Annotated in this window: 22 protein-coding genes and 1 pseudogene; 3 read left to right on the forward strand and 20 right to left on the reverse strand. The window is 44.0% G+C overall.

Annotated elements, in window-relative coordinates; genetic code table 11:
• Positions 1–4: 4 nt before the first annotated feature.
• From nuoG to ACJJID_RS02190, 19 genes are all read right to left on the reverse strand, one after another.
• Positions 5–2,845, reverse strand: coding sequence for an NADH-quinone oxidoreductase subunit NuoG (nuoG, locus tag ACJJID_RS02100; protein ID WP_444921280.1), 2,841 nt, complete (start codon positions 2,843–2,845; stop codon positions 5–7).
• A 58-nt stretch (positions 2,846–2,903) separates the two neighbouring features.
• Positions 2,904–4,178, reverse strand: coding sequence for an NADH-quinone oxidoreductase subunit NuoF (gene nuoF, locus ACJJID_RS02105; protein WP_444921281.1), 1,275 nt, complete (start codon positions 4,176–4,178; stop codon positions 2,904–2,906).
• The gene (nuoE, locus tag ACJJID_RS02110; protein WP_444921282.1) at positions 4,156–4,722 is read right to left on the reverse strand and encodes an NADH-quinone oxidoreductase subunit NuoE; all 567 of its coding nucleotides are present in this window, start codon (positions 4,720–4,722) and stop codon (positions 4,156–4,158) included. The genes nuoF and nuoE overlap by 23 nt, the downstream gene beginning before the upstream one ends.
• Before the next feature lie 133 nt (positions 4,723–4,855).
• On the reverse strand, positions 4,856–6,661 hold the full coding sequence (nuoC, locus tag ACJJID_RS02115) for an NADH-quinone oxidoreductase subunit C/D (protein WP_444921283.1): 1,806 nt from the start codon (positions 6,659–6,661) through the stop codon (positions 4,856–4,858).
• Positions 6,662–6,703: 42 nt separating this feature from the next.
• Positions 6,704–7,351: a NuoB/complex I 20 kDa subunit family protein gene (locus ACJJID_RS02120; protein ID WP_444921284.1), complete on the reverse strand. Its 648-nt coding sequence runs from the start codon at positions 7,349–7,351 to the stop codon at positions 6,704–6,706.
• 18 nt (positions 7,352–7,369) lie between these two features.
• On the reverse strand, positions 7,370–7,783 hold the full coding sequence (ndhC, locus tag ACJJID_RS02125; RefSeq protein WP_152451996.1) for an NADH-quinone oxidoreductase subunit A: 414 nt from the start codon (positions 7,781–7,783) through the stop codon (positions 7,370–7,372).
• Between the two features lie 446 nt (positions 7,784–8,229).
• Complete coding sequence (locus ACJJID_RS02130; RefSeq protein WP_444921285.1) at positions 8,230–8,493, reverse strand: hypothetical protein; 264 nt, start codon at positions 8,491–8,493, stop codon at positions 8,230–8,232.
• Positions 8,494–8,559: 66 nt separating this feature from the next.
• Positions 8,560–8,982 (reverse strand): GNAT family N-acetyltransferase, encoded by a 423-nt coding sequence (locus ACJJID_RS02135; RefSeq protein ID WP_444921286.1) that lies wholly within the window; start codon positions 8,980–8,982, stop codon positions 8,560–8,562.
• Between the two features lie 610 nt (positions 8,983–9,592).
• On the reverse strand, positions 9,593–10,075 hold the full coding sequence (locus ACJJID_RS02140) for a YcxB family protein (RefSeq protein WP_444921287.1): 483 nt from the start codon (positions 10,073–10,075) through the stop codon (positions 9,593–9,595).
• Between the two features lie 584 nt (positions 10,076–10,659).
• On the reverse strand, positions 10,660–10,905 hold the full coding sequence (locus ACJJID_RS02145) for a VF530 family protein (RefSeq protein ID WP_444921288.1): 246 nt from the start codon (positions 10,903–10,905) through the stop codon (positions 10,660–10,662).
• Positions 10,906–11,430: 525 nt separating this feature from the next.
• Positions 11,431–12,387 carry a hypothetical protein gene (locus tag ACJJID_RS02150; RefSeq protein WP_444921289.1) on the reverse strand — a complete coding sequence of 319 codons (957 nt, stop codon included), beginning with the start codon at positions 12,385–12,387 and terminating at the stop codon, positions 11,431–11,433.
• Positions 12,388–13,148: 761 nt separating this feature from the next.
• Positions 13,149–13,310: a hypothetical protein gene (locus ACJJID_RS02155; protein ID WP_444921290.1), complete on the reverse strand. Its 162-nt coding sequence runs from the start codon at positions 13,308–13,310 to the stop codon at positions 13,149–13,151.
• On the reverse strand, positions 13,307–13,858 hold the full coding sequence (locus ACJJID_RS02160) for a hypothetical protein (protein WP_444921291.1): 552 nt from the start codon (positions 13,856–13,858) through the stop codon (positions 13,307–13,309). Before ACJJID_RS02160 ends, ACJJID_RS02155 begins: the two co-directional genes overlap by 4 nt.
• A gap of 822 nt (positions 13,859–14,680) precedes the next feature.
• Positions 14,681–15,334 carry a DUF4279 domain-containing protein gene (locus tag ACJJID_RS02165; RefSeq protein WP_444921292.1) on the reverse strand — a complete coding sequence of 218 codons (654 nt, stop codon included), beginning with the start codon at positions 15,332–15,334 and terminating at the stop codon, positions 14,681–14,683.
• A 628-nt stretch (positions 15,335–15,962) separates the two neighbouring features.
• A complete protein-coding gene (locus tag ACJJID_RS02170) occupies positions 15,963–16,385 on the reverse strand; it encodes a GIY-YIG nuclease family protein (protein WP_444921293.1) in 423 nt (140 codons plus the stop codon).
• Positions 16,386–17,187: 802 nt separating this feature from the next.
• Positions 17,188–18,921 (reverse strand): DUF4209 domain-containing protein, encoded by a 1,734-nt coding sequence (locus tag ACJJID_RS02175; RefSeq protein ID WP_444921294.1) that lies wholly within the window; start codon positions 18,919–18,921, stop codon positions 17,188–17,190.
• A gap of 87 nt (positions 18,922–19,008) precedes the next feature.
• Entirely contained in the window at positions 19,009–19,416 is a 408-nt protein-coding gene (locus ACJJID_RS02180) for an IS3 family transposase (RefSeq protein ID WP_444922595.1), read from the reverse strand.
• 245 nt (positions 19,417–19,661) lie between these two features.
• A complete protein-coding gene (locus ACJJID_RS02185; protein WP_444921295.1) occupies positions 19,662–19,820 on the reverse strand; it encodes a hypothetical protein in 159 nt (52 codons plus the stop codon).
• On the reverse strand, positions 19,817–20,770 hold the full coding sequence (locus ACJJID_RS02190) for a hypothetical protein (protein WP_444921296.1): 954 nt from the start codon (positions 20,768–20,770) through the stop codon (positions 19,817–19,819). The genes ACJJID_RS02185 and ACJJID_RS02190 overlap by 4 nt, the downstream gene beginning before the upstream one ends.
• Before the next feature lie 884 nt (positions 20,771–21,654).
• On the opposite strand from ACJJID_RS02190, the gene csrA reads away from it, so the two are divergent.
• The 3 genes and pseudogenes from csrA to ACJJID_RS02205 form a co-directional block, all read left to right on the forward strand.
• Positions 21,655–21,843, forward strand: a complete 189-nt coding sequence (gene csrA, locus ACJJID_RS02195; protein WP_444921297.1) for a carbon storage regulator CsrA — start codon at positions 21,655–21,657, stop codon at positions 21,841–21,843.
• A 769-nt stretch (positions 21,844–22,612) separates the two neighbouring features.
• Complete coding sequence (locus ACJJID_RS02200) at positions 22,613–23,062, forward strand: transposase (RefSeq protein WP_444922596.1); 450 nt, start codon at positions 22,613–22,615, stop codon at positions 23,060–23,062.
• A pseudogene (locus tag ACJJID_RS02205) lies at positions 22,975–23,391 on the forward strand (transposase); the annotation flags it as partial. The gene ACJJID_RS02200 and the pseudogene ACJJID_RS02205, both read left to right, overlap by 88 nt.
• Here ACJJID_RS02205 and ACJJID_RS02210 read toward each other — a convergent pair.
• The gene (locus ACJJID_RS02210; RefSeq protein WP_444921298.1) at positions 23,372–23,953 is read right to left on the reverse strand and encodes a hypothetical protein; all 582 of its coding nucleotides are present in this window, start codon (positions 23,951–23,953) and stop codon (positions 23,372–23,374) included. The pseudogene ACJJID_RS02205 and the gene ACJJID_RS02210 overlap by 20 nt on opposite strands.
• Between the last annotated feature and the right edge of the window lie 154 nt (positions 23,954–24,107).

Consider the following 24,107-nt stretch of genomic DNA (forward strand, 5'->3'; position numbering starts at 1 on the left):
TGGCTTATTGCCCCTCGCTAATTGCAGGTGTCACTACCGGACGTAAAGCGGCATAGCCGGGGATCTGGGGAGCTAGGGTTTCCAGTCCAGGCAAACCAAAAGGAATGCCAATACAGCCGTTAGGTATGCTGATACAGCTCTTTAGCTCAGCCCTGTAGACTCCACAGTTAGTTTCAATATCTACCAGCTCTCCCTCTTGGGTAGTGTATTGAGTTATCACATCAGGATGTATCAATACGAAGGGAGCATCTATGACTTCAGAAAATGACATTGATTGATTACTGAGCTCCTCACTGCCAAATAGGCGATAAATGGGGAGCATCTGCAATTTATTGTCATTTTCGGTTGGTTTTATTGATTGATCGTCCGAAGTATTCCACTCATGGAGAGACTGTTGGGAGCGCTCAATATATTTACCCGATGGACCGCCTTTGCGCTCACCGCCAACTTGTTGCTGAAACTTAAAAATAGACTGGTTCGAATTCCATCCAGGCGACCAAATATTAGCCTGCAGTGGCGTTTTATTGGGATTGTGTATGCCTTCCATACTGAAGCTCATGGGAGCATCAGGATCAATTACAGGAGGTGTCTCTGAGACATGCTGTTGGGCGTGAATAGCTGTGCGGCCGCTATAACGAGCACTTTGGCGAGCAACCTTAAGTCCATCAATACGATAGTCTTCATTTGGACCTAGCTCAGTGAGAATCCTTAATGTCTTAAATTCCTTCGCTATGGCATCACTGAGATCTGTGCTGTGCTTCCAGCTGTAGAGTGGTGAAAGGTTGTCAGGTTTCTCTGTGCAAAACTCTACGGCATCCACGAGCCAGCGCCAGCTCTCTTGTATATAGTCTTTTCCTTCATAGACTGCATAGAAGCGCTGTGCCAGACCATTATTATTAACATAGGTACCTTGTGACTCAGCGGTTGTGGATGCTGGAAAGATCCAGTTTGCCCTCTTGGCAGTGGGTGTCTGTAGGGTATCAATAAGAATCACTTCATCCACGAGAGTAAATATTTTTTCTACTGATGGTGTGTCTAGTCGCCGATATAAATCATTTTCCAGTACGATAAGACTAGTAGGTATATCCCCGCTTGAGTCTGTTAGTGATTCCAAAAGTTGTTCCAGATAGCCTTCTTTTTTATTGAATAATTGGATCATTCCCAGGCTATTCACTTCGCCACAGTTTAAATACAGCTTTGTGGGCATCTTTCTATGATCGCTGAGTACACCGGCCAGTTCTGCTGCCGCCATTAGAATGCTGGAGTTCCTGCTGGAAATTCCAGAAATAATGAGTGGATTGGTCGCATTGAGTAGTAGCTGTGTGGTGTGTTTGACATTTTTCTGAAGTTCTAGAGAAATATCTGGGAAATGATTACTTGACCCAGTAATTTGCTGGGTAAGGGCTTGGGTAAATAGGGCAATTTTATCTGGCGATTCAAACAGGGTGGTTGCGGTAATGTCTGCGAGCTCAGTAAGCTCCGTTCCAAGAAAGATAATCGGGCTGGGATCACCCTCTAGCTGTCTTACAGAAGCATCCTGCCAGAGAGGTATCTTTAGATCCTGTGCCTGTTTCTTTTGACGATTTCGTGCTGCTTGACGTACAGCCAGAGCAATTCGTGGCGCCGTGTTATAGATATCCTCACCGATTATCAGAACCACATCAGCGGCTTCTATTTCAGGCGTGTTGGGGCTGGTAATCCGTTTGTCGCTTTGTATGTGGTTTACTAATTGAAGCAATTGGTGATCGAGACGATTTAGTCCAGAGAAGAAGTTATCGCCCCCGACTAACTGACGTAGCGCATAATTATTTTCCAGCGATGCCCGAGGTGAGCCAATACCGATGATTCTGCGCAGCTGGCGTTGCGCGGCGGTAATTTGTACCGATAGATGCAGGACGCCATCACGGGGGCTGACCCTTCGATGGAGTTGATCTTTTGAATCTGCAGTGGAACCGATGAGATCTTCGTCCTGTGCACTTAAAACATGAGTAATACGTGCTGCGCTATTGACATATTCGTATCCGAAGCGTCCCCGATCACAGAGAAAATAACCGTTAATATCGTGATGGTAGAGGTTGGTAATACGCCTTAACATTGGTTCGTAGCTGTTACTGGATTCCCTTGCTCCAGGGGCAGTATTGCATCCCACCGCACAATGCTCACAAATCGATGGCGCAGTTTGCAGGTCCCACTTACGTACAAAATGTGCACTAAAAGTCTTATCGGTAAATACACCAGTTGGGCAGACTTCAACTAAGTTGCCACTGAAACCATTTTGTAAACGGCCTTCTTGCTCTCGGCCAAAATAAACCTGATGATTTCGGCCGAGTGCCTGTAAGTCATTTCCTCCGGCATAGTCGTTGTAAAAACGTATACAGCGGTAGCAGGTAATACAGCGGTTCATTTCGTGATTGATAAAAGGGCCAAGATATTGATTGCGATGTGTGCGCTTTGTGCCCCTGTAGCGGCGCATGGTATGGCCTGACATTTCTGTCATATCCTGTAAATGACACTCACCCCCCTCCTCACAAACTGGGCAATCGTGAGGGTGGTTGGTCATCAGATCTTCAATTATGCTGCCGCGAAATTCCTGGGCCGCTTCGGCCTTAACACTGTAAATGCCACCATCACGAACTTGTGTCATACAGCTCATAATCAAGCGGCCTGATTCATCTTCACTGTCTTTATATTCGATCATCGCACATTGACGACAGGCACCTACCGAGCCCATTTCTGGATGCCAGCAAAAATAGGGAACGTTAAAGCCCAGAGTCAGGCAGCTACTGAGTAAGTTCTGATCACCATCAACCAGATATTTCTCGCCGTCGATTGTAATGGTTGGCATGGCTAATCCATTATGCTTTATCGATAATATTGGGAGCCCTGGACAAATAGTTTGTTAATTATTTATAGGGGCAACAGCCTTTCTTTATATGATCTAGGAAGTCCTGTTCAAATAATTTAAGGGCACTTTGAATGGGTTCTGCCGCTCCAGGAGCCAGTGCACAGAAGGTTTTACCGGGTCCAATTCGTTCACACTGCTCTTGTAGTAGCTCTAGATCCTCGGGTAGACCTTCCCCGTTTTCTATTCGCTGTAGAACTTTCACAACCCATGGCAATCCATCCCGGCAGGGCGTACACCAGCCACAGGATTCTCGCGCGAAAAACTGGGTAAGGTTTAGCACTAGCCCTACAGGACAGGTCTTATCATCCATGACAGTAATTGTGCCGGTTCCCATGCGGCTGCCAGCCTTGCCGATTATGTCGTAATCCATTGGGAGGTCCAGGTGGTCGGGTCCGAGGAAGTCGGTAGAGCCACCACCTGGAAGGAAACCTTTCAGCCTCAGTCCATCTCGCATGCCCCCGGCATACTGCTCAATAATCTCGCGAATGGGCGTTCCCATGGGCAGCTCCCAGGCGCCCGGATTTTTGACCTTGCCGCTGACACCAAAAATTTTACTGCCAGCATCCTGACCCACTCCCAAGCCGCGATACCAGTCGATTCCAAGGGCCACCAGATGTGGGATATTGCAGAAGGTCTCTACATTGTTCACCACCGTTGGTTTGCCCCAGAGGCCACTTACCTGTGGAAAGGGCGGTTTTGCTCTGGGGATTGCGCGGCGTCCCTCAAGGGCGTTGAGCAGCGCTGTTTCCTCTCCACAGATATAATTACCGGCACTACGATGGACGAAGATTTCCAGTGAATACGCACTGTCAAAAATGTTATTGCCAATGAATCCTTGGGATCTTGCCTCCTCAATTGCAATTTCCAAGCGCTCTGCAGCCAGATGATATTCCCCGCGAATGAAGATATACCCAACAGATGCACCTATAGCGTAGGCCGCTATTGCCATCCCCTCTATTAATAAGTGAGGATCACGTTCCATCAGGAGGCGGTCTTTGAAGGTACCTGGCTCCATCTCATCGGCATTGCAAACTATAAATTTCTGTTTTGGTGAGTCTTCTCCACGGGGAACAAAGCTCCACTTTAATCCGGTATTAAATCCCGCACCGCCACGTCCACGTAACCCACCGTCTTTGACGAGATTGATAATGTCATCCGGCGCCATAGCGTGGGCCTTGCGCCATCCTTGATAACCATCGTTAGCCAGGTATCGTGTGATATCCGCTGCGATATTCTCTTTGGTGATGTTTTTAGTCAGGGGATTTGTCAGCATGGACTTGTTTCTTTTTATCGATTAATGCGTCGATGGCCGATTCATTGAGATTTCTATACATTTCGTCTCCAAGCATCAACACCGGCGCTTTATCACAGTCTCCAAGGCAGGGTGTTTCTAGTAGGGTAAAAATCCCATCAGCAGATGTCTGTCCAGGTTCAATTTGCAGGCGCTGGCTTATATGTTTTTGCAATTGATCGCAGCCCATAATCCAGCAGCTGGAACTTTTACATAGATAAATCACTTCCTTGCCAACAGGTTGGCGGAAAATGAGTTGATAATAGGTGGCTACACCTTCTAGTTGGGCCGCAGGTATTTCCAAGTAGTTTGCAATAGCCTGAAGACTGCTATCTGAAATCCAACCCCGATGCTTCTGTACGATTCTGAGAGCCTCTAAAACCACTGAAGATTTTCCCTCATAATGAGCGGCCTCTTTATCAATATCTCTTTTTTCCTCGTCAGTAAGGGTTCCTGAGAGTTCTTCTGGATCCTTGTTGCTTTTCTCCATTACTTCAATAAGTTCCGGTTCTAATAAGCTGGACATTTGCGCCTCCTATGTTGGTATCATGGAGGCATCTAGAAGATGCCGTTGCCGCCGGATGTTATTGCGGCAAGAGGACATCGGACTGCGAAATGCATAAATATCCCCTCCCAAATCTAAGAGTGATTATTTGTTGTTATCGATCCACATCCGCCATAACAAAGTCAATACTGGCAATAATTGCGATTAGATCTGCAATTAGTAATCCCCGCGACATCAGAGGGATCATTTGTAAGTGTGGGAATGAGGGGGTGCGTATTCTAGTGCGATATGATGTTGTGCCCCCATCGCTGATAATTTGATAGCTGTTGAGACCTTTGGTGGCTTCAATAGGGAAACACACCTCACCAGCTGGCATTACCGGCCCCCAACTGTTATTGACAAAGTGTTGAATGAGCGTTTCGATATCCTGCATAGTGCGCCCCTTTCGCGGCGGCGTCGTCAATGGATGATCGGATTTATAAGGGCCTGCCGGCATATTCTCCAGGCACTGGCGAATGATGCGCAGGCTCTGCCACATCTCATCCACCCGTACACGGCATCGATCAAAACAGTCACCACCATCATAGCTGGGAATATCGAACTCAAATTGGTCATAGCCACTGTAAGGACGCTTTTTGCGTAAATCCCACTCAAGCCCGGTTGCACGTAGGCCTGGGCCTGTAACTCCCCACTCCATTGCCTCAGCGGTATTGTAGACACCGATTCCTCGAGTGCGTTTTTGTAACAGTTTGTTCTTGATTACCATGCCGTCGTAATCGCGCAAGCGTTCGGGCATATAGTCGAGGAATTCCCGAACCATTTTATCCCAGCCCTCCGGCAGGTCCTGGGCTACACCGCCGATACGAAACCAGGCCGGATGCATTCGCCCACCGGTGATAGCTTCGACAATCCCAAAGAGTTTTTCCCGGTCGATAAACATGTAAAAGACAGGCGACATTTGCCCGACGTCTTGCGCAAAAGTTCCGAAAAATACCAAATGGCTAGAAATACGAAAAAACTCGCACATCATCACTCGAATCACCTGGGCACGTTCGGGAACTTGTATACCGGCGAGTTGCTCAAGGGCCAATACATAGGGCAGGTTATTCATAACGCCACCCAGGTAATCGATGCGGTCTGTATAGGGCACATAGGTGTGCCAGGCCTGACGTTCCGCCATCTTTTCCGCGCCGCGATGGTGGTATCCAATATCCGGCACCGCATCTACTATTTGTTCGCCATCGAGTTGCAGGGCGATACGAAATACACCGTGCACGCTAGGGTGGTTGGGCCCCAAGTTTAGAAACATAAACTCCGAGTCTTCATTGGCGCGGGCCATACCCCAGTCTTCAGGGCGGAACAATAGTGCCTCTTGCTCCTTGCGTTCTTTTTCTTCAGAGAGACTGAAAGGGTCGACTTCTGTGGCGCGCGCATGATGATCTTTACGGAGGGGGTGCCCTTTCCAGGTGGTGGGCATCATTATTCGTCGTAAGTGAGGATGCCCTTCAAAATTGATGCCAAAGAGATCCCAGACTTCCCGTTCATACCAGTTGGCGTTCTGCCAAACACTTGAAATCGATGGTGCTGAAAGCTTGGATTCGGCCAGTGCGACCTTAATGCGGATAAATAAATTTCTAGTGAAAGAGAGCAACTGATAGACCAGGGTGAAATCACTGGCGGGCTGCTTTTCAGGTCCCTCTCCACGATTTACCCGCAATCGCTCATCTATCGCGCTGAGATCGTAGAGCATGGCAAAGGGGCGAGAAATACTGTGTTTAAGGAATTGCAATAGTGGAGTCAGGGACTGGGTATCTACCCATAGGGTGGGCATATCGTCACAGTGAGGCTGTAACCAGTAATTGTGTAAGTGATATTCCAGGTCGAGGTCGCGCAGAAATAATTCAGCCTCCTTGCTATAGGCAGTCTCGCTGTGAATACTTTTTGCTATAACGCCTGTCATGGAAGTCCCACTGTTATTTTTCTTGGTGCGCCTAAAGCTTTGTTAAACCGTATCTGGAGAGCGCAATAGTTCTGTGCGCATACGTGCTTCTCGGTGTAAATCTCTCTGGCTCGGTTTGGCTACTTTTCTTGTTCCCTGTTCATCCACTACCCAACTAAAGTTTCTACGCTCGGCGGCGACGGACTTTTGTAACAGGGTAAGCCCTTGCAGTAAGGCTTCTGGGCGAGGAGGGCAGCCGGGTACGTATACATCGACGGGCAAAAATTTGTCGACCCCCTGCACCACGCTATAAATATCGTACATGCCTCCAGAATTGGCACAGGAGCCCATGGAAATTACCCAGCGAGGTTCGATCATTTGTTCATAAAGACGCTGAACCACTGGTGCCATTTTTAAGAATACGGTGCCGGAAATAACGATAAGATCGGCTTGCCTTGGCGTTGCACGAATCACTTCCGCGCCGAATCGGGAAATATCGTGTCGACTGGTAAATGCGGTGGCCATTTCCACATAACAGCAGGAGAGGCCAAAGTTAAATGGCCAAAGTGAATTAGAGCGCCCCCAGGCAACCAACTCTTCCAACTTGGCGAGTAGGACATTCTTTTGCAGGTCTTCCTCCATCTCTACGCTATCTGTCTTACGTGAGTCGGAGGCAATGACATCGTCGGCTTTACTCAACTTCCAGCGCATGGTCTTTCCAGCTTTTCTTTATTGATGGTTTTTGCGATTGATCAGGCTTTTCTGCTCTCCTCCCCACTCCAAGGCGCCAAGGCGCCATAGGTAGATCAATCCCACTAGTAGGATGACGATAAATATGGTGGCTTCGATAAAGCCGAGTAATCCGGTTTCATAGAAGGCAACTGACCAGCTAAAGAGATAGACCGCTTCCAGATCGAACACGATGAATAAAATGGCAACCAGATAGTAGGCAACAGATATTCTCAGCCGAGCGCTGCCCTGGGAAATAATGCCGGACTCAAAGGGTTCATCGGTTGCGGGGTCTCTTCTCTTTTGCCCAAGAAAGTAGGAGAGACTGAGCATAAGTACGATTAATGCGAGTACGGCGAGGCAATAAACGACCAGCGGCCATACTTCCGGGTTAAGCTGCTCTGGATAGTTCAACTTCTTTCTCCCCGTTTTCTATTGGGCCCCGCCCGAATTGATTATTAGTACTGCCGCGAAAATACTAGATCAATAATATTTGATGGGCGCTTTCCTTGTTGATGAAAGCGAATTGGACAATGGACTTTTATTCTTGAATTGGCATCTGTTTCAATGGGCGTTTTTTAAAACCAAAACCTTATCTGGCCGTTCACTGTTTATAAGGCCTAGCTGTAGATTGCGCCAGTGCCACTAAGGAACGTTTACTTCTTACGCTTTTAGTTTTTATTAGTTGGCATTCTGTAAGAATTAACGACACTGAATAAAAGTCTTCACATTGATTCCAAAAATGGAAATTTTTAAAAGGATCAATGGACAAATAAATGAGTGAAGAGGCGATATTTAGAAGGGAGTCGGGGGGGGGGGTAATGAAATAATGATCAATAAGGGGGTAGAGCCCCCTTTTATTAGCAACAAAAAATGACCACCTTAAAGGTTGTTGATTCATTGTCTTCCAGCCAGGTGATAGCCGCCTCCGCTTCTTCATCGATATTGTCGACGCTGGGTGCTGGGTGCTGGGTGCTGGGTGCTGGGTGCTGGGTGCTGGGTGCTGGGTGCTGGGTGCTGGGTAGTAATGCAGCATAATGGTTTCGCCCTATGGGCCAGTTCGAGTTTTTGCGCGCTGCCAGATTGCCTCGGTGATATAGGGCATTAGCTGGTGCATTAAGCACATAATTGCAGACCATCTTCGATGGGTGGTTTGGGGGCCGATAACTAGAAACTACCGACTACCCGATTTATATGACTGTAAACGTCATTTGATAAAATTTATCATCTTCGCTTTCTATAACAAACCCTAGGCAACCATAAAGTCTATATGCTGGACTACGTTTAAATACTCGTAGATCAATGAACCTTAGTTGTTTTTGCCTTGCAAGCTCGATTACCTTAGAGATAATTAAAGCGCCTAACCCTTTGTTCTGTTGAGTAGATACAACTTGAATATCTCGCAGTTGACAGCGATTGTTTTCGAATGAGAGTCGAACAACCCCAATAACTCCATCAGCGTTCACTACATCATAGTTCTCAAGATTTTCAATTGCACTGCGTACATTTGATAAAGTCCAGTCAACGCCATACATGTCATAGTACTCCTGCATGTTGGCAAGAGTGAGTTCTGCAGATTTATCCAAGTCTTGGGTTTTAATAAATTGTGTCATTGGTCAAATTATAACGTCTCAAACGCCGGGCGAGGCGACAGCTGTGTCTTATTGATTTGACTTATTAGTAGTGAAGTAGTCAGTAATTTGAGCTTCCACTTCTTTCCTACAAATCTCAATTACTTTATCGCCCACCTCGTCATTGAATGAAGATTTAAATATGCATTGAATAAAAACACCTTTTTCACCAGAACTAAAAGACATATTTTGGTAGCGAAGACCTAAAAGATTACTTAAATCTTGACCCTGGAGCTCTACAACTTCTTTTTGAATTTGATGACGTAAATTACCATTCTAAACAAGATTAGCTATGACAGGGGCGGCCTTGAGGTTCTCCTCATGATTCTGGCCTCCTTCAACTTGAATATTATAATTCTTTGAAGTGGATACTTCGCAAGCACCAAGAAAAAGAGTGGTTATTAATAAAATGGCCCTCATTTGAAACTCCTTACTTCTAATGCCTAAAGCACCTGTGGCAAAACCAGAGCGAAGCGGCAGCTTTGACGTTGGGTGCCTTTAGAAGCCTCCCCCCGTAGGGTTGTCGCGTTTGGGCAACTTGTTATTTATTGTATTAGCTGCATTGTAGGCACGATTTTAATTTTTATTTAAATCAATGTTTACCCCTAATCTTGGTAACTATCTCATTAATTAATTCAGCAGGTAATAACGATTTAGACAAGTACTGCTGCCCCCCAGATTTAGCCACCAAAATAAGCCCTAAATCAGTTTCAATAATATGCTCGATATCTGCCCACGACAGAGCTGTTATCGTATAAGGATTCTGTGTCTGGATTCCATCCTTATCTATTGTTAATTTCACTTCACTACCGGCACTTCTCCCAAGCATTTGCCGTGCTAACCACCAAGCTCGTCGAAATCGAATGTGAATCAGTTCCAGTACGCCTAATGCAATTAAGGTGTAACTTGCGATCTTAGGTTGCTCAGTAAATAACAGCAATCCCGCACCAGTAGATAATAATAATGTAGGAAGAAGATAATTGGGCTTGACATTTTTCCCATAGGGTAGAGACTGATCATAGCATTCGGCAAGGTAATCTCTAGATAAGGTAAATTGAGTATTAAAAGGCTGCATAATAACAACTTATTGTGGTTGGTAAATTTGTCCACTTGCCTAAATTTAGCACGCCCAGCATGGCGTGAACTGATGGGGTGAAAGTCCCCTGTAGGAAAATCACCGTTTAATGGGTGCCATTAAATGCTAACTATTAGCGAATGGCAACTACAATACCGTGAGGTCTTATGGGGAGGGAGCGGCTAGTAAAACTACGAGCTGACGAACAGAAACATCCTATAAGGCTTAGCCTGGAGGCGAGGGGCCGAGGGCACCGAAACCGGGTGATCTAATAGGAAGAGTCAATGGTGCAGCTGTGCAGTGAAAGGTCACGTTCTTACTCTGGGGAGATCAGTTTAACTTGCTGCTGTGAAGCTGCCAGCGTGGCCGCTGACTCAGAAGTAGCGTACTGCCATGATACTCTACTCAAAGGAAGAGCTGCTCGATACTATCGTTGGGTAGGGATTCAACGGATAGGGAGCCGGCCATTGCGGACTGGCACGATGGGTGGTGTGGGGGCCGGTAGCTAACAACTAGCGGCTACCCGATTTATGCGCCTGTCCCTACCTAATCATTGCTATATCTATGTGGTTACCAAATAGTGCTTATTTACGATTAGCCCACGGAGATTTATTTTCAAAAGTTGAGATATACAGACTCTCGACTTTATCGCGCGCCCACTGGGTTTTGCGTAAAAACTTGAGCGAAGATTTAATTGATGGGTCGCTCTTAAAGCAATTGATATTAATCCTATCTGCCAATCCATCCCAGCCATAATGCACCTGCAAACGTGTAACAACTTTCTCAAGAGTAATACCATGTAGCGGATTATTTGGTTGTTCTTTACTCATTCTTCAATCAATACTCTATGTTTAATGCCGCGAGCATGGGCGTGAACTAATAGGGATGAAAGTTCCCTGTAGGAAGATCACCGTTTAATGGGTTCCATTAAATGCTAACTACTAGCGAATGGCAACTGTAAGACCGCGAGGTCTTGTGGGGAGGAAGCCGCTAGCAAAATATGAGCTGACGAACAGAGCATCCTATAAGGCTTAACCTGGAGGTGAGGTGGCCAGGGGCACTGAAGCTGGGTGATCTAACGGGTAGAGTCAATGATGCAGTTAGGTAGCGAAAGTTCACGTTCTTATCTGGGGAGATCAGTTTAGCTTACTGCTGTGAAGTTGTCGGCGTGGCCGCTGACTCGGAAGTATCGCACTGCCATGATACTCTACTCAAGAGAAGACCTGCTCGACACTATCGTTGGGTAGAGATTCATTGTGGGTAGGGAACCGCCCATTGCGGACCCACATGATGGGTGGTGTGGGGGCCGGTGGTTAGAAACTACCGGCTACCCGATTTAGGCTTTTGTTCACAATTTAATGCCTGTTATTGATATTCTGAAGCTTTTGATCTCTTGGCAATGAGAATATCGCATTTATTGCATGAGCTGGATATTGCATTGGTTGAGGAATTCGCCGGATAATCTCACGTTCCTCTGTTGAATAGCGTGACAGCGAATAACCATCCAAACTAAACTCCCAACCTTGGCCGGCTAAATTTTCATGCTCTACTCTGATAAGCTTTCGGTCATCATCGTTGGGAAAAACAGCTTCTTCAATACAGATAGAGATTAATCGTGACGCTTCCTCAAGCTCTACATTAATTAATTGTTGAAGACTTTGTGCATTATCCTTTTTCCAGTACTCAATTGACGACTCAAGTGGCTTGTTATTTGACTGAAATGAAGCCCCTTTATTTAACCAGGCCATATCAATAATCTTTGACTGCGTTATTGCAAGGGTAGAGTAAAAAGGTTTTTCGATATTGTTTGAATAGAAAAACTGAATTTTTGTTCTTGTCTCAATCATATCTAACCACGGTGATAATTGATGTTTAGGAGAAATAACAATGATTACCTCGGATTTTGTTTCTTGGGCATCATTATTTAAATTAAAGCCTTCAATATCTTTTCTTATTGATATATTAGCGTTTTGTAGCCACTCCATACCCTTAAGATTCTCTGAAATAGAAAAAGCTATAGATTCTCTTGATCTACCGCCTTCTAAAAGAGTGTGTAATTCTGAGATTGGTTCGTCTGAATTCTTTAAGCGGGAGTTTAGGCTAAGCTCTGCTGCAAGATCTACAATTGCCCCCATACCTGTTGCTCTACTTCCAAAAATTTGAAGCCCAATGTTTTCTGAAACTGGCAAGATAATAATCTCTGAAGATTTAATCCCGGATTTTTCATGATCCGGGATATGCATATCAATATTTGCGCAGCTTGAAAATAGCAGGGCTATTATCAATATTGAAAATAAACGAACTATATTCATATTGCGATTTCCCTGAAGCTTAACATTTCAAACACTGGCGCAGCTTTGTCTTGGTACGACCAGCATGGACGTGGACTAATGGGGTGAAAGTCCCCTGTAGGAGTGTCACCATTTAATGGGTTCCATTAAATGCTAACTGCTAGCGAATGGCAACTGCAATACCGTGAGGTCTTGTGGGGAGGAAGCCGTTAGCAACACTACGAGCTGACGAACAGAAACACCTTATAAGGCTTAGCCTGGAGGCGAGGTGGCCAAGGACACCGAAGCCGGGTGATCTAACGGGTAGAGTAAATGGCATTGTTGTGTAGTGAAAGATCACGTTCTTTTCTGGGGAGATCTGTTTAGCTTGCTGCTGTGAAGCTGTTAGCGTGGCCGCTGACTCATAAGTATGCCCAACCCGTTAGCTACCATCGCGGAGATAGAAAAAAGTGGTGGGACATAGCAGCGCCTCGGTCAGTAATGACTAATGTGATTAAACAGAAGTCAGCCGACGGTATAGTAGCCAAATGCCAAGATTAATACCTTGGACAGGGTGAATGCCTGAACCTAAATCCATTAGTTAAAAAGACTGGGCTAGCTTACTGATATGTTTCCAGGCGGATAAAGTTGAGGTGGCACACTGCCATGACACTCAGCTCAAGAGCTGATCGACACTATCGTTGGGTAGAGATTCATTACTGATAGGGAACCGCCCATTGCGAACCCGCATGATGGGTGGTGTGAGGGCCGGTAGCTAGAAACTACCGGTTACCCGATTTAGTTTATTCTTCCTCGTCGCCCCGTTCCACCAGATTATCTGGAGAACCGAATGTATCTTTTTTACTCAACTCATCTTCGATGTCTTTAGGGCGAGGCTTAAAGAGATCTTCTGAGGATTTCTTTAATTCTTCTTCAATTTTCTTTAATTCATCACTATTTTTCATAGATCTTTTACCAAATAATGTGGTACGCCTTGCTTACCAGGACATAGTGAAAATCCACCGTGAGATGAATAATATTTCACCAATTTATCGTTGAGTGGATCCATTACTCTAATTTGAGTCGCGCCGATTAGACGCGCATACGCTTCATAGGCCAATAATGAAACAGGAAACATATCGTTTGCGAACAAAACATGCTTGTTGAAACGCTCAATAAAATCCAAACGTATAGCTGTGCCTCTGTAGGTCGGTCGACCGAGAGTTAATGAGCACAAAGTACTTCCGTGCCAAACAGAAAGGTCAAACGCCTTTGGATAGAAAATTTTGTACCGGCTAGAAAAATTCCAATTCCAGCTCACAGAGCGTTCTTGATTCAAATCTATTGATTTGAAAGCAGCAAGAGCTTTGTGATCTATTGCCTCTAACGTGATTTTTCCGAGGAGGTGCCTTGGTAAGTTTCTGGATGCCACGTCTCTAGCTTGAGAGCCCAACTTCTCATATTTATTGATTGTTTCTAGATGCGAAACTTGCATTCCAATTCCTTTTGTCAATTTAACTTCCGTACAAGTTAACGCCCCACACAGGGATAGACAAATAAGCGCAGTATTTTGGTTGTCCTAGTGGCCAACGGGAGCGATTGCTGCTGCTTGCTACGCCCAACATGGGCGTAGACTAATTGGGGTGAAAGTCCCTTGTAGGAAGATCACCATTTAATGGGTTCCATTAAATGCTAACTACTAGCGAATGGCAACTGCAATACTGTGAGGTCTTGTGGGGAGGAAGCTGCTAGCAAAACTACGAGCTTACGAACAGATACATCCTATAAGGCTCAGCCTGGAGGCGAGGTGGGGAAGGTCAACGAAGCCGGGTGATCTAATGGGTATAGTCAATGATGCAGTTGTGTAGTGAAAGTTCACGATCTTATCTGGGGGGATCTGTTTAGCTTGCTGCTGTGATGTTGTTAACGTGGTCGTTGGCTCATAAGTAGGTACAACCCGCTAGCCATCATTGTGGGGATAGACAAAAGTGGTGGGACATAACAGCACCTCGGTCAAGGATGGGCAAGGTGATTAAACAGAAGTCAGCCGACGGCATAGTAGCCTAATGCCAAGGTTAATACCTTGGACAGGGTGAAGGCCTGAACCCAAAATCCACGGGTTAAAGGACAGGGCTAGCTTAGCGATATGTTTCCAGTTGGATAAAGTTGAGGTGGCACACTGCCATGACATTCAACTAAAGTGAAGAGCTACTCGACATTATCGTTGGGTAGAGATTCATTATGGATTGAGAACCGCCCATTGCGGACCCGCACGATGCGTGGTGTGGGGGCCGGTAGCTAGAAACTACCGGCTACCCGATTTATGGGGCATCTCCTACTCGATTTCATTTCCAGTTATATAAGTATCAACATCTAGCTCCAAGTTTAGCGAGCTGAGTCGATGTAATATTTCTAGATCCAGGTGAATACCCGCATTTGCGCTTATATATTGATGCCTACAGATAGAAATGTAGGCTTTTGAATTTTCAACTAACTTGCGAATCGCCCCTGATGACCTTTCTAAATCTATAAGTAAATTAAGCAGCTTCTCCTCAAGACCATATGCTTCATTTACGATCGGCTCGTAAGAAACTCTCGAAAATTTGTATACTCTCTTTCCACTTTTATCAATATCACCTTTAGACCAGCCAGTTAGGGAATTATATGGAAGGTAGCTCGACAACTCATCGTATCCCAATGCTTCCGATGTAGCTGTTAAATATACCCGGTGACCAGACTCAATCCATACCCACTCCACTTGTGGAGTATCCCCTTTAGAAAGGTTTACTACGATAAAAAATTGCTCTTCCTTTATAAAAAAATAAACGGCAATAGAGTCATTGATATGGTCTAAATCAATCCTCGCTACACGAGGAACTTCGTTTTCAAGCTCAACCTCCATAACTTGAAGATATTGCTTCGTAATCTCAAATGTAGGCTGCTTTAATTCCTGAATGGCTATAGATACATATTTTTTTGAATCTATCATTCTATAAATTTACTCTTGATAGTAAGGTCCCATAACGCCGGCAGCAGCCACCGGAGGTAAATGCCATCTTTTGTGTAGCTCCCCCGCACAAAAGGTGGCAGTTGCCTGAGGTCGATTGCCTACGCTTGATACGCCCAGCATGGGCGTGGACTAATGGGGTGAAAGTCCTTTGTCGAAAGATCTCCATTTAATGGATTCCATTAAATGCTAACTACTAGCGAATGGCAACTGCAACACCGTGAGGTCTTGTGGGGAGGAAGCGGCTAGTAAAGCTACGAGCTGACGAGCAGAAATATCCTATAAAGCTTAGCCTGGAGGCGAGGTGAGGAGGGTCACCGTACCCGGGTGATCTAGCGGGTAGAGCCAATGATACAGTTGTGTATTGAAAGTTCACGTTCAAATCTGGGGAGATCTGTTTAGCTTGCTGCTGTGAAGCTGTCAGCGTGGCCGCTGATTCATATGTAGGCCCAACCCGCTAGCCCCACCATCACGGAGATAGAAAAAAAGTGGTAGAACATGGCAGCGCCTCACTTTTGGGTAGAGATTCATTACGGATAGGGAATTGCCCATTGCGGACCCGCAGGGGGCGGTAGCTAGAAACTATCGGCTACCCGATTTATGCGATACTTTACTTTTTGGCAATTTCATGAGCTTGTTTTCTTAAGCTTGTTAGCTCTGAATGGCAATGTTGCTTATTGTATACAATGTTAAGCAAAGGTTTGTGCTTGCATATTTCTTTTTTCTCTAACTCCCTCCAATTACAGTACTTTACTTCATGCTCAATATGTTCTTCGATCCACTTAACAATTTCATGTGGTTTTTTAAACTTAAAATTATAACCAGTGCCTTTCTTACCAGAATTTTCAGCAACTTCTTTTTTTAATAATAAGCCTAAAGATCTAAAAAAGGTTGCATGGCTGGATTTTAAGCCCAACTCGGCTTTAAGACGAGAATCAACATCATTGCCTTTTCCGATATACAATAAATCGCCTTTTGATAAGTCGAAATACGGCTTTTTTAGCTTTATATAATAAATCCCTTCTTTCTTCATCGTATTAGATTTCCCGCATAATGCCCAACACTCGAGCAACTGAGGTGAAGCGTGGGCTGTCCAGTCCGCATGTTTTGTGGGCGATCGTGCTGCTGCTTGGTACGCCAAGCATGGGCGTGGACTAATGGGGTGAAAGTCCCCTGTAGGAAGATCACCATTTAATGGGTTCCATTAAATGCTAACTACTAGCGAATGGCAACTGCAATACCGTGATGTCTTGTTGGGTGGAGACCGCCAGCAAAGACGAACAGAAACATCCTATAAGGCTTAGCCTGGAGGTGAGGTGGCCAAGGGCACCGAAGCCGGGTGATCTAGCGGTTAGAGTCAATGATGCAGATGTGTAGTGAAAGTTTATTCTCCTATCTGGGGAGATCTGTTTAGCTAGCTGCTGTGAAGCTGTCAGCGCGGCCGCTAACTCATAGGTAGGGCAAACCCGCTAGCCAACATCACGGGGACAGAAAAAAATGGTGGAACACAGCTGCGCCTCGGTCAGTAGTGACTAAGGTGATTAAACAGAGGTCAGCCGATGGCCTAGTAGCCAAATGCCTAGATTAATACCTTGGGTAGGATGAAGGCCTGAACTAAAAACCCACGAGTTAAAAGACAGGGCTAGCCTACCGATATGTTCCCGGTTGGATAAAGTTGAGATAGCGCAGTGCCATGACACTCAACTCAACTCAAATGAAGAGCTGTTCGACACTATCTTTGGGTAGAGATTCATTACGGGTAGGGAACAGCCCATTGCGAACCTGTACGATGGACCGTGTGGGGGCCCGTAGCTAGAAAATACCGGCTACCCAATTTAGGTATTGCTCTCTCTAACCTGTGATAAGCAAAGCATAACATGCATGACTCTGTCCGCAGTTGAATAATTAAATGCACCCGCTGGGCTGATTCCATGGCATACATCATTTCTCATATTCCATCCTCTCTGGTCGGTGAGTAGCATCCTGAAATAGAAAGATGTGTCTGCGCCAAAACAATTTTCAACACCTTCATCTCTAAGTAGGTCATCAAATGTTCTCAACTGTAGGCCACCTTGCCTATTTTTTCTTAAAGTAGCCCCTCCCATTAATTCAACTAGTGTTCTAATAGCTGCTTCAGCTTGGGGAACCAAAATATGGATTGCGGACATGTAATCTTCATCCAGATAAGCTTTCACGCCTTTTTGTACAATATTGTTTTTGGATTCTTCGAATATCGGTGACCTCAAAATAAAGCTAGTCAATTCGTCAGAACTCATCCCGTAAACTTCCGAAGCCTTGTTGAATGAATGTCTGAGAAAGAAGGAGTCGATATTCATTTTCTGAGATAGCTGCTGAATAATGTTTCCTTCTAAATCTTCCTCAATTCCACCAATAGTCGCGACAGGCCTACCTTTATGATCTTGCAGGGTTTTGGTAAACAAATATGTTAGCGGATACTTTCTAGCCAGCTTCAGTACCTGTTGCTCAGCCTGGTTTTTTTTAGGGATGAACTGTATCGCAATTCTATTGAGGGTCGTTTCAAGGTCACCACTTGTCATAGAATCCAGATAAGCATCGAGTTTTTTTCTGGGAATTTCCGTGCTGTGAGAAAATTCCTGCATACTTTCTATAACTTCCGGGCCTATTTGAGAAATTTTTCTCGAAACTCTTTCTGCGCTACTCTTCATGTTATAGTTGATATAGATGTCATGAACGTGTTGGAGCCAAGACGAAGCTAACATCGCCGCCGAACCTTCACATGCATTCTCAAAACAACGCCCAACAATATCAATTACTCGAGATACATCAGCATCCATTCCTTTGCTGCGATAATAGGTAGCTAGAGGAATACCTGCTGACTCACAAACCCAAGGTGAGCAATCTTTAAACACTCTTTCTAGTCGAGATTCAAGGTCTTCTATTAGCTTCCGTTTTTGGATATCAGACAAATATCGACATTTACCTAATACGAAAAGATCGAAACTGAACCCCCATAGCCCAGCCTTATCGTCCTCTGCAATTCTGTCTTCTAGCTTAATAGCACTTTCAATGCTCTTTTTTATCAACTCAGAGTTATTTAAAGCGGAAGCGACTGAAAATGCTCTTGTGATTTTTGTAATAGTTTCAGTTGGATGTTCGCATAGATCATTATCGGTCACCTCAAGAAGGGCATTTACATAATCAATGGCAATTCTGTAACTAGGTTTTTCACCAATAGCAGCTTCTGAAAGGTCCCAGACAATCCCTGAATATCGAGCCTTCATTATTGGATTGTTTGTATTCTTTGATCTGTTTTTCCAATACTCAATCATATCATGGTCAACCAAGGAAAGACTCGGGCTTTCATAGGGCTTACCATCGTCGCCAACCCATACCATCATCGGGCCATAATATGTGCCCCAGCTACTCTGCTTACCCGAATAATTCTCGCAAAATCCAAATGCAAGTCTTTCGGCAATAGCTTCTGGGCTTTGATCGTCTTCTGTTGCATTATTAATCTTTGACGAAATACAATGTTCGCTAGTTTTCTCTTCAAACTCTTCCAATAGCCTAGCTAGATCAACATTCATCGTAGTACCTTATTGTTCTTGTTGGTTTTACCCATAAAAAGTAGACACTCTAACTATGTATATATTTACGCTCATACTCTGCTGGACTTACATAGCCCAATGCAGAGTGCCTACGAACCCTATTGTGAAAATCTCAATGTATTCAAACACCTCAGATTTTGCTTGCTCTTCGCTTACGAATGTTCCGGCATAGACCAGCTCGACTTTTAGCCTGCTAAAGAATGATTCCATTGCCGCATTATCCCAACAGTTAGCCTGGCGACTCATACTCGGCTTGCACTTGCTTTCGGACAAGAGATCCTGGTATTTCTGCGATCGATATTGCACACCCCTGTCAGAGTGAACTATTAGTCCAGGCTTTATTAGTCGTCGCTCTAAAGCCATTTTCAATGCTCGACGTGTCAATTCATCGGTCATCTGCGAGTTAAATGCCCAACCTACAATACGTCGAGAGTACAGATCCATAACTACCGCGAGGTATAGCCACCTCTCCAGAACCTAGAAACAGGCTTTTCCGCTCTCTTAACTGCTTCTCTACGGAATCCCTACGTATACGCCTGAGTTCTTTTCTTACCCATGATGCACCTCCGTGCTAGGCCTATACAGGGTGCCTACTAAACGTGGGTAACTCTTTGCCCTAACGCCCCGTTAAGAGGCAATAAAATAGTTGACTAAATTTAGTGGCGAAGGAGTAAAAGCCAACTATTTTTTGTCCCTTAAATCGACTTATTAGTAATACATTATTCAGGTTTCTCAGATGCTATTTTTTTCGCTGTATTTTTTACCACTTGCTTAAACTCTTCAGAATTTAATTGTTTGGCAGCAGAACTCGAAGACTGGTCCAAAACAAATTTAACCTTAACATTCTCATTTTTTTGTTTATTTTCATTTTGGCTCATGCTGCTTTCTCCTTCATAAGTAATAAACTATGTTCCATGGTAATACGAACTGCAAAATGATTAATCACCCATGAGTATAATTCTTTATATTTATCTTTCAGGCAATCTTCTCGATTTGTAGCAATAGTAATGACGTATTCTACTTCACCTGTAGCAGAGTGAATTATAGGGTAGGAGATCTGAGAACCATTTTCATTATCTTGAATATTGCCTTTCATGAATCGGCGGTCTTTTTTTGCTCTCTTTTTTAGCTCTTTTTGAATATTTTCAACGATGATGATAGACCTAGACTTAATTGCATGACTTACGGTGCTTGATGGTGCTGATAAATTACTCGCTGGCGTTCTTGGCGGGAGTGACGCTGGATCAAAAGAAAACCATTCATTGGGTTTATTCTTAATCACTCTTATTAATCCGACTCGAAATATGGCTTGGTGTTCGTCCATATATTCAAAAACACTACGCAACCCAGCTATTAGTAGTGGTATTTGCTGATCTGCTCTTGTTATTTGTTTAAATGTAGATTTAGGGCAAATATCAGGTTTGTTTATTATTGATTTGGCTTCATTTCCCATTCTTTTAGTTTTATCACCAACAACGATATCAATAGCTTTTATTAAGGCAATTAAATCATCAACCTCTAACTCTTTCTCTGGCTTAGAATAATCTTTTATTCCAGCAAATATCGCTTTCAATATAACCACATACAAGTATGTACCAATAATAATTACGAGAGCTGAATTGTTTAAGAATGCACCGACAGATCGACCAGCTAAATCGATAATCTCTTGCTGGAGCCCTTTTCGAGTTGCGGCGAAAGTTAGCAACATTGGGGGCAGTAAAAAAAATATTGGTCTAAATATATGCTTAACAAACCAGCTTTCAGCTATTTCTACAAGCTTACGGCATGCTTTCTTTCCCCAGCTGTCATCGATGACAGGTTTTATCATTATTACATCCTTACTTATTCAGCTATACGGACTATCCGTGTATTGCTAGCAGTGTATTCATAAGAAGCCGCATTATACCAGCAGTCAATATACTCTAAGAGGAGAAAATCTCTCTAGCCAGAAAAAATAAATCAGCATTGTTGGCTAACAATGATGGAAATTTACTCTACTGGATACATTGTGACTGCATTATGCCTTGGTATTTTGCTGCTTTTGATCTTTGGAACAGGAAGCACAGAAAAGCAACAGAATGCACATAAAAACAGCAAGATAAAGCCTCTAGGGATAACTATTGCTTCTGGGTTCCAAACTGAAAAGCAGTAAAGAGTACCAAGCTTAACGGCCATTTTTATGCACAACCAAAATTTTCAAAGCTTGAGTAACACAAAATATAGGCACAAAAATAATCTTATTGGATTTTATTCAGTTTGTTTTAGTGTCAAAGCTACGTAAAATCGGTGGATATTTATCGATATTTGAGTCGCCATTAAACAGCCTTCTGAAGGCCGATGCTCAAAGAGATTCGAGAGAATCAAGAATTTTCTAAAAACTATTTCCTCAAAGGAGAACGGTAGCGTGACGTAAGAGTAAGTAAAAGGCGCTGACCCAAGGTGGTGGAACACCTGGGGCCAGCTAACCAAATTGATAACTAGACTATCAAAATGGCTATATGGATCATACGCTAGAAACCCGCTCGTCTTCAATAAAGTGGAGTCCATTCAGCAGTTTGGGGCATGTTCCCTGGCTCTGGAAGCGTTGCGTCCGCCTTTTCTACCTCTATGCCTACCGTTCTCGCGCCCCACCAGATACTTCCTTAACAATTACTTTCAAATCCTTCCATTAAGGGGGGCTACGCATGGTTTGAGTATTCATAGGAAGCAATTATGTTGATCTTAAAGCGCCGGACAGGTGAAAACTTACGGATTGGAGCGAACGTCTCAATTACGGTGTTGGAAGTTAAGGGTAATCAGGTAAAGATAGGCATACGTGCCTCCAAATCTCTACCCGTTCACCGTGAGGAAATTTATAGACGTGTGCAAAAGGAGAGGGTGTTGGGGGATGGCGTTGGTTGAGATTATGGATCGCCGCGAAGCAGCGGCGCGTCCAGTCCACTGGGCGGGTTAACGCGCGCAGTACAGGCCTCGTTGTGGCGAAACCACGCTTTTAGGGGCCAGCCCGAAGATAGTTTTCCAGAACTTCTAATCCACAGCACCTATTACAGTAAATGTAAGAAACTGATTATATGCACAGAAGTTTAGCTAGAAAAAGACTGATATTTATGCAGTTGCTTATCGAAAAATGCGTTATACGTTGACCTGGATAAAACATTGACTAATGCCGGCTTATTCTTTGATTTGCATATATAAATGCCGTGAGGTTGCTTTTCAGAATCGGTGGAGAAATACAAAATATGGCATTGCTTGTTGAGCCGAAATGATTTTTTTAAAATTGTGTTTTTATTGAATACAGGGGATTTAAATAGAGATGTTGCACCCAGATCTTGAGTGGTTGATTGATATCTTGCGAGCCAGCTGTCGATTTTTTTTCTTGAAGTAGCTGAAATTTCTACTTTTTTGAGAAACTCTTCTATTGATTGTTTTTTATTAGATCTAAAAGCAGAGCTTACTTTTTGGTCAAATTGATCGGATGTGATTTCCTTAAGGGATAAGATTGAAATGTCACTTGATATTGGCGTGCTGCCGTGAAGCCAGGAAAGAAGTTCTAACTTAGGTCTATTTTTCCCTACGGCTAAACGGAGAGGTTTGTTTTTTTGTCTAGAAGCTGTTTCATAACTTGAAATCGGTTATTCTCACGCAATTACTTAAAAAAAGTCCAGCAATAGTGAGCCGATTCCAGTCAGAGTTAACCAATGATCAATGGAAATTGATCGAACCTTGTCTTCCTGAGTTAAAACGAGGAAAGGGAGGCCCAAAACCCATTGATAATCGAGCTTGTTTTGAAGGCATCCTGTGGGTTTTGCGTTCTGGAGCTCGATGGAAAGATCTTCCTTCACACTATCCATCACCGAGTACATGCTGGAGAAGGCTTCAGTTTTGGGAAGAGCAAGGAGCTTGGCTACATGCATGGAGAAGATTCCTGGAGCTATTGGATCAACAGTCTTTGCTTAACTGGGAGGAAGTCTTTTCTGATGGTAGCTTTGCACCAGCAAAAAAGGGGGCTTCGAAGTCGGGAAAACCAAGCGGGGCAAGGGTTCAAAGTGGATGGTGGTGGTCGATGGCGAAGGTATTCCACTGGGAGGCACCATTACTTCGGCCTCACCAGCAGAAGTAAAGTTATTACATCCATTGCTTGATGTTACGTATAAAAATACAAAGATTCATCGCTTAGTTTATGATAAAGCGGCGGACTCTGATCCTCTTAGAGATAGTCTGTTGAGTCGTGGAATCGACCTTATCTGTCCACACAGGATAAATAGGAAAAAAGCCTCAAGGCAGGATGGTAGAAAGCTCAGAAGGTATACTCGCCGTTGGAAAGTTGAGCGGACTTTTGCGTGGTTGGGAAATTACCGCCGTTTGGTTGTTAGATGGGAGCGATATTTGTCCACTTATCGTGCTTTTTTCTATATTGCATGCATGTTAATTACGTTAAAGAAGTTATGAAACAGCTTCTAGAAAAATAACCGAGGTTAACCAACTCTTGCTGAATAGTGTCCAACTTTCTACTTAAGTCAACTTTGAGCCCTTCATTGGTGTTGGCGATGGTAAAAAGCCGGAATGGCTTAAAATCGATACCTTTTATTTTATGCTCCAAAAGACCAACATATTTTTGGTCATACTCAACAATAGAAATTAAATTGGTTTCATCCCAAGATTTAGCGCCATCGAGTAGTAATTTTCTATGATTTTCCAATTCTGAAGCGGAGTTACCAAGAGCTATAGATTGTGCTTGGTCTATATTCCCAGTGGTGAGAGCAGTTGAAAAATCTATATAGAGTTTGGCAGCCTTTTGGTATTTGCCTTGATATTGATTTAGCGGCCCACCAAAACTTTCTCCCTTTACTTTCAATGCAATATCTAATTCCTCTACATCTCCATCAATATCTAGGTGTAGTGGAATATATTGATATTGATCAATTGATAGCCAGGTTAAAGTAGGCATTACAAGTAGTACTAACAGAATAGAAAGATTCCTAAAACTCCTAACCACTAACATAATCTCCATATAATAGTTTCCAGCTAAATCTTGGTACGATGGTACTCAAGATATAACTATTGTTTTAAGTCAGCTTATTCTGGCTTTGATATATCAAAGAAAATTCAGAGTTGGATTTAAAAAAGGGGGCAGGGCCCCCTTTTTTAAACCAGATCCGCTCTTT

The sequence above is a fragment of the Microbulbifer sp. CnH-101-G genome (assembly GCF_052466775.1).

What these genes read in the sequence shown, in the direction of transcription:
- nuoG (WP_444921280.1), bottom strand. Translation starts at nt 2,845, where the DNA reads ATGCCAACCATTACAATCGACGGCGAGAAATATCTGGTTGATGGTGAT.
- nuoF (WP_444921281.1), bottom strand. Translation starts at nt 4,178, where the DNA reads ATGCTGACAAATCCCCTGACTAAAAACATCACCAAAGAGAATATCGCA.
- nuoE (WP_444921282.1), bottom strand. Translation starts at nt 4,722, where the DNA reads ATGTCCAGCTTATTAGAACCGGAACTTATTGAAGTAATGGAGAAAAGC.
- nuoC (WP_444921283.1), bottom strand. Translation starts at nt 6,661, where the DNA reads ATGACAGGCGTTATAGCAAAAAGTATTCACAGCGAGACTGCCTATAGC.
- ACJJID_RS02120 (WP_444921284.1), bottom strand. Translation starts at nt 7,351, where the DNA reads ATGCGCTGGAAGTTGAGTAAAGCCGACGATGTCATTGCCTCCGACTCA.
- ACJJID_RS02135 (WP_444921286.1), bottom strand. Translation starts at nt 8,982, where the DNA reads ATGACACAATTTATTAAAACCCAAGACTTGGATAAATCTGCAGAACTC.
- ACJJID_RS02140 (WP_444921287.1), bottom strand. Translation starts at nt 10,075, where the DNA reads ATGCAGCCTTTTAATACTCAATTTACCTTATCTAGAGATTACCTTGCC.
- ACJJID_RS02145 (WP_444921288.1), bottom strand. Translation starts at nt 10,905, where the DNA reads ATGAGTAAAGAACAACCAAATAATCCGCTACATGGTATTACTCTTGAG.
- ACJJID_RS02150 (WP_444921289.1), bottom strand. Translation starts at nt 12,387, where the DNA reads ATGAATATAGTTCGTTTATTTTCAATATTGATAATAGCCCTGCTATTT.
- ACJJID_RS02155 (WP_444921290.1), bottom strand. Translation starts at nt 13,310, where the DNA reads ATGAAAAATAGTGATGAATTAAAGAAAATTGAAGAAGAATTAAAGAAA.
- ACJJID_RS02165 (WP_444921292.1), bottom strand. Translation starts at nt 15,334, where the DNA reads ATGATAGATTCAAAAAAATATGTATCTATAGCCATTCAGGAATTAAAG.
- ACJJID_RS02170 (WP_444921293.1), bottom strand. Translation starts at nt 16,385, where the DNA reads ATGAAGAAAGAAGGGATTTATTATATAAAGCTAAAAAAGCCGTATTTC.
- ACJJID_RS02175 (WP_444921294.1), bottom strand. Translation starts at nt 18,921, where the DNA reads ATGAATGTTGATCTAGCTAGGCTATTGGAAGAGTTTGAAGAGAAAACT.
- ACJJID_RS02185 (WP_444921295.1), bottom strand. Translation starts at nt 19,820, where the DNA reads ATGAGCCAAAATGAAAATAAACAAAAAAATGAGAATGTTAAGGTTAAA.
- ACJJID_RS02190 (WP_444921296.1), bottom strand. Translation starts at nt 20,770, where the DNA reads ATGATAAAACCTGTCATCGATGACAGCTGGGGAAAGAAAGCATGCCGT.
- csrA (WP_444921297.1), top strand. Translation starts at nt 21,655, where the DNA reads ATGTTGATCTTAAAGCGCCGGACAGGTGAAAACTTACGGATTGGAGCG.
- ACJJID_RS02210 (WP_444921298.1), bottom strand. Translation starts at nt 23,953, where the DNA reads ATGGAGATTATGTTAGTGGTTAGGAGTTTTAGGAATCTTTCTATTCTG.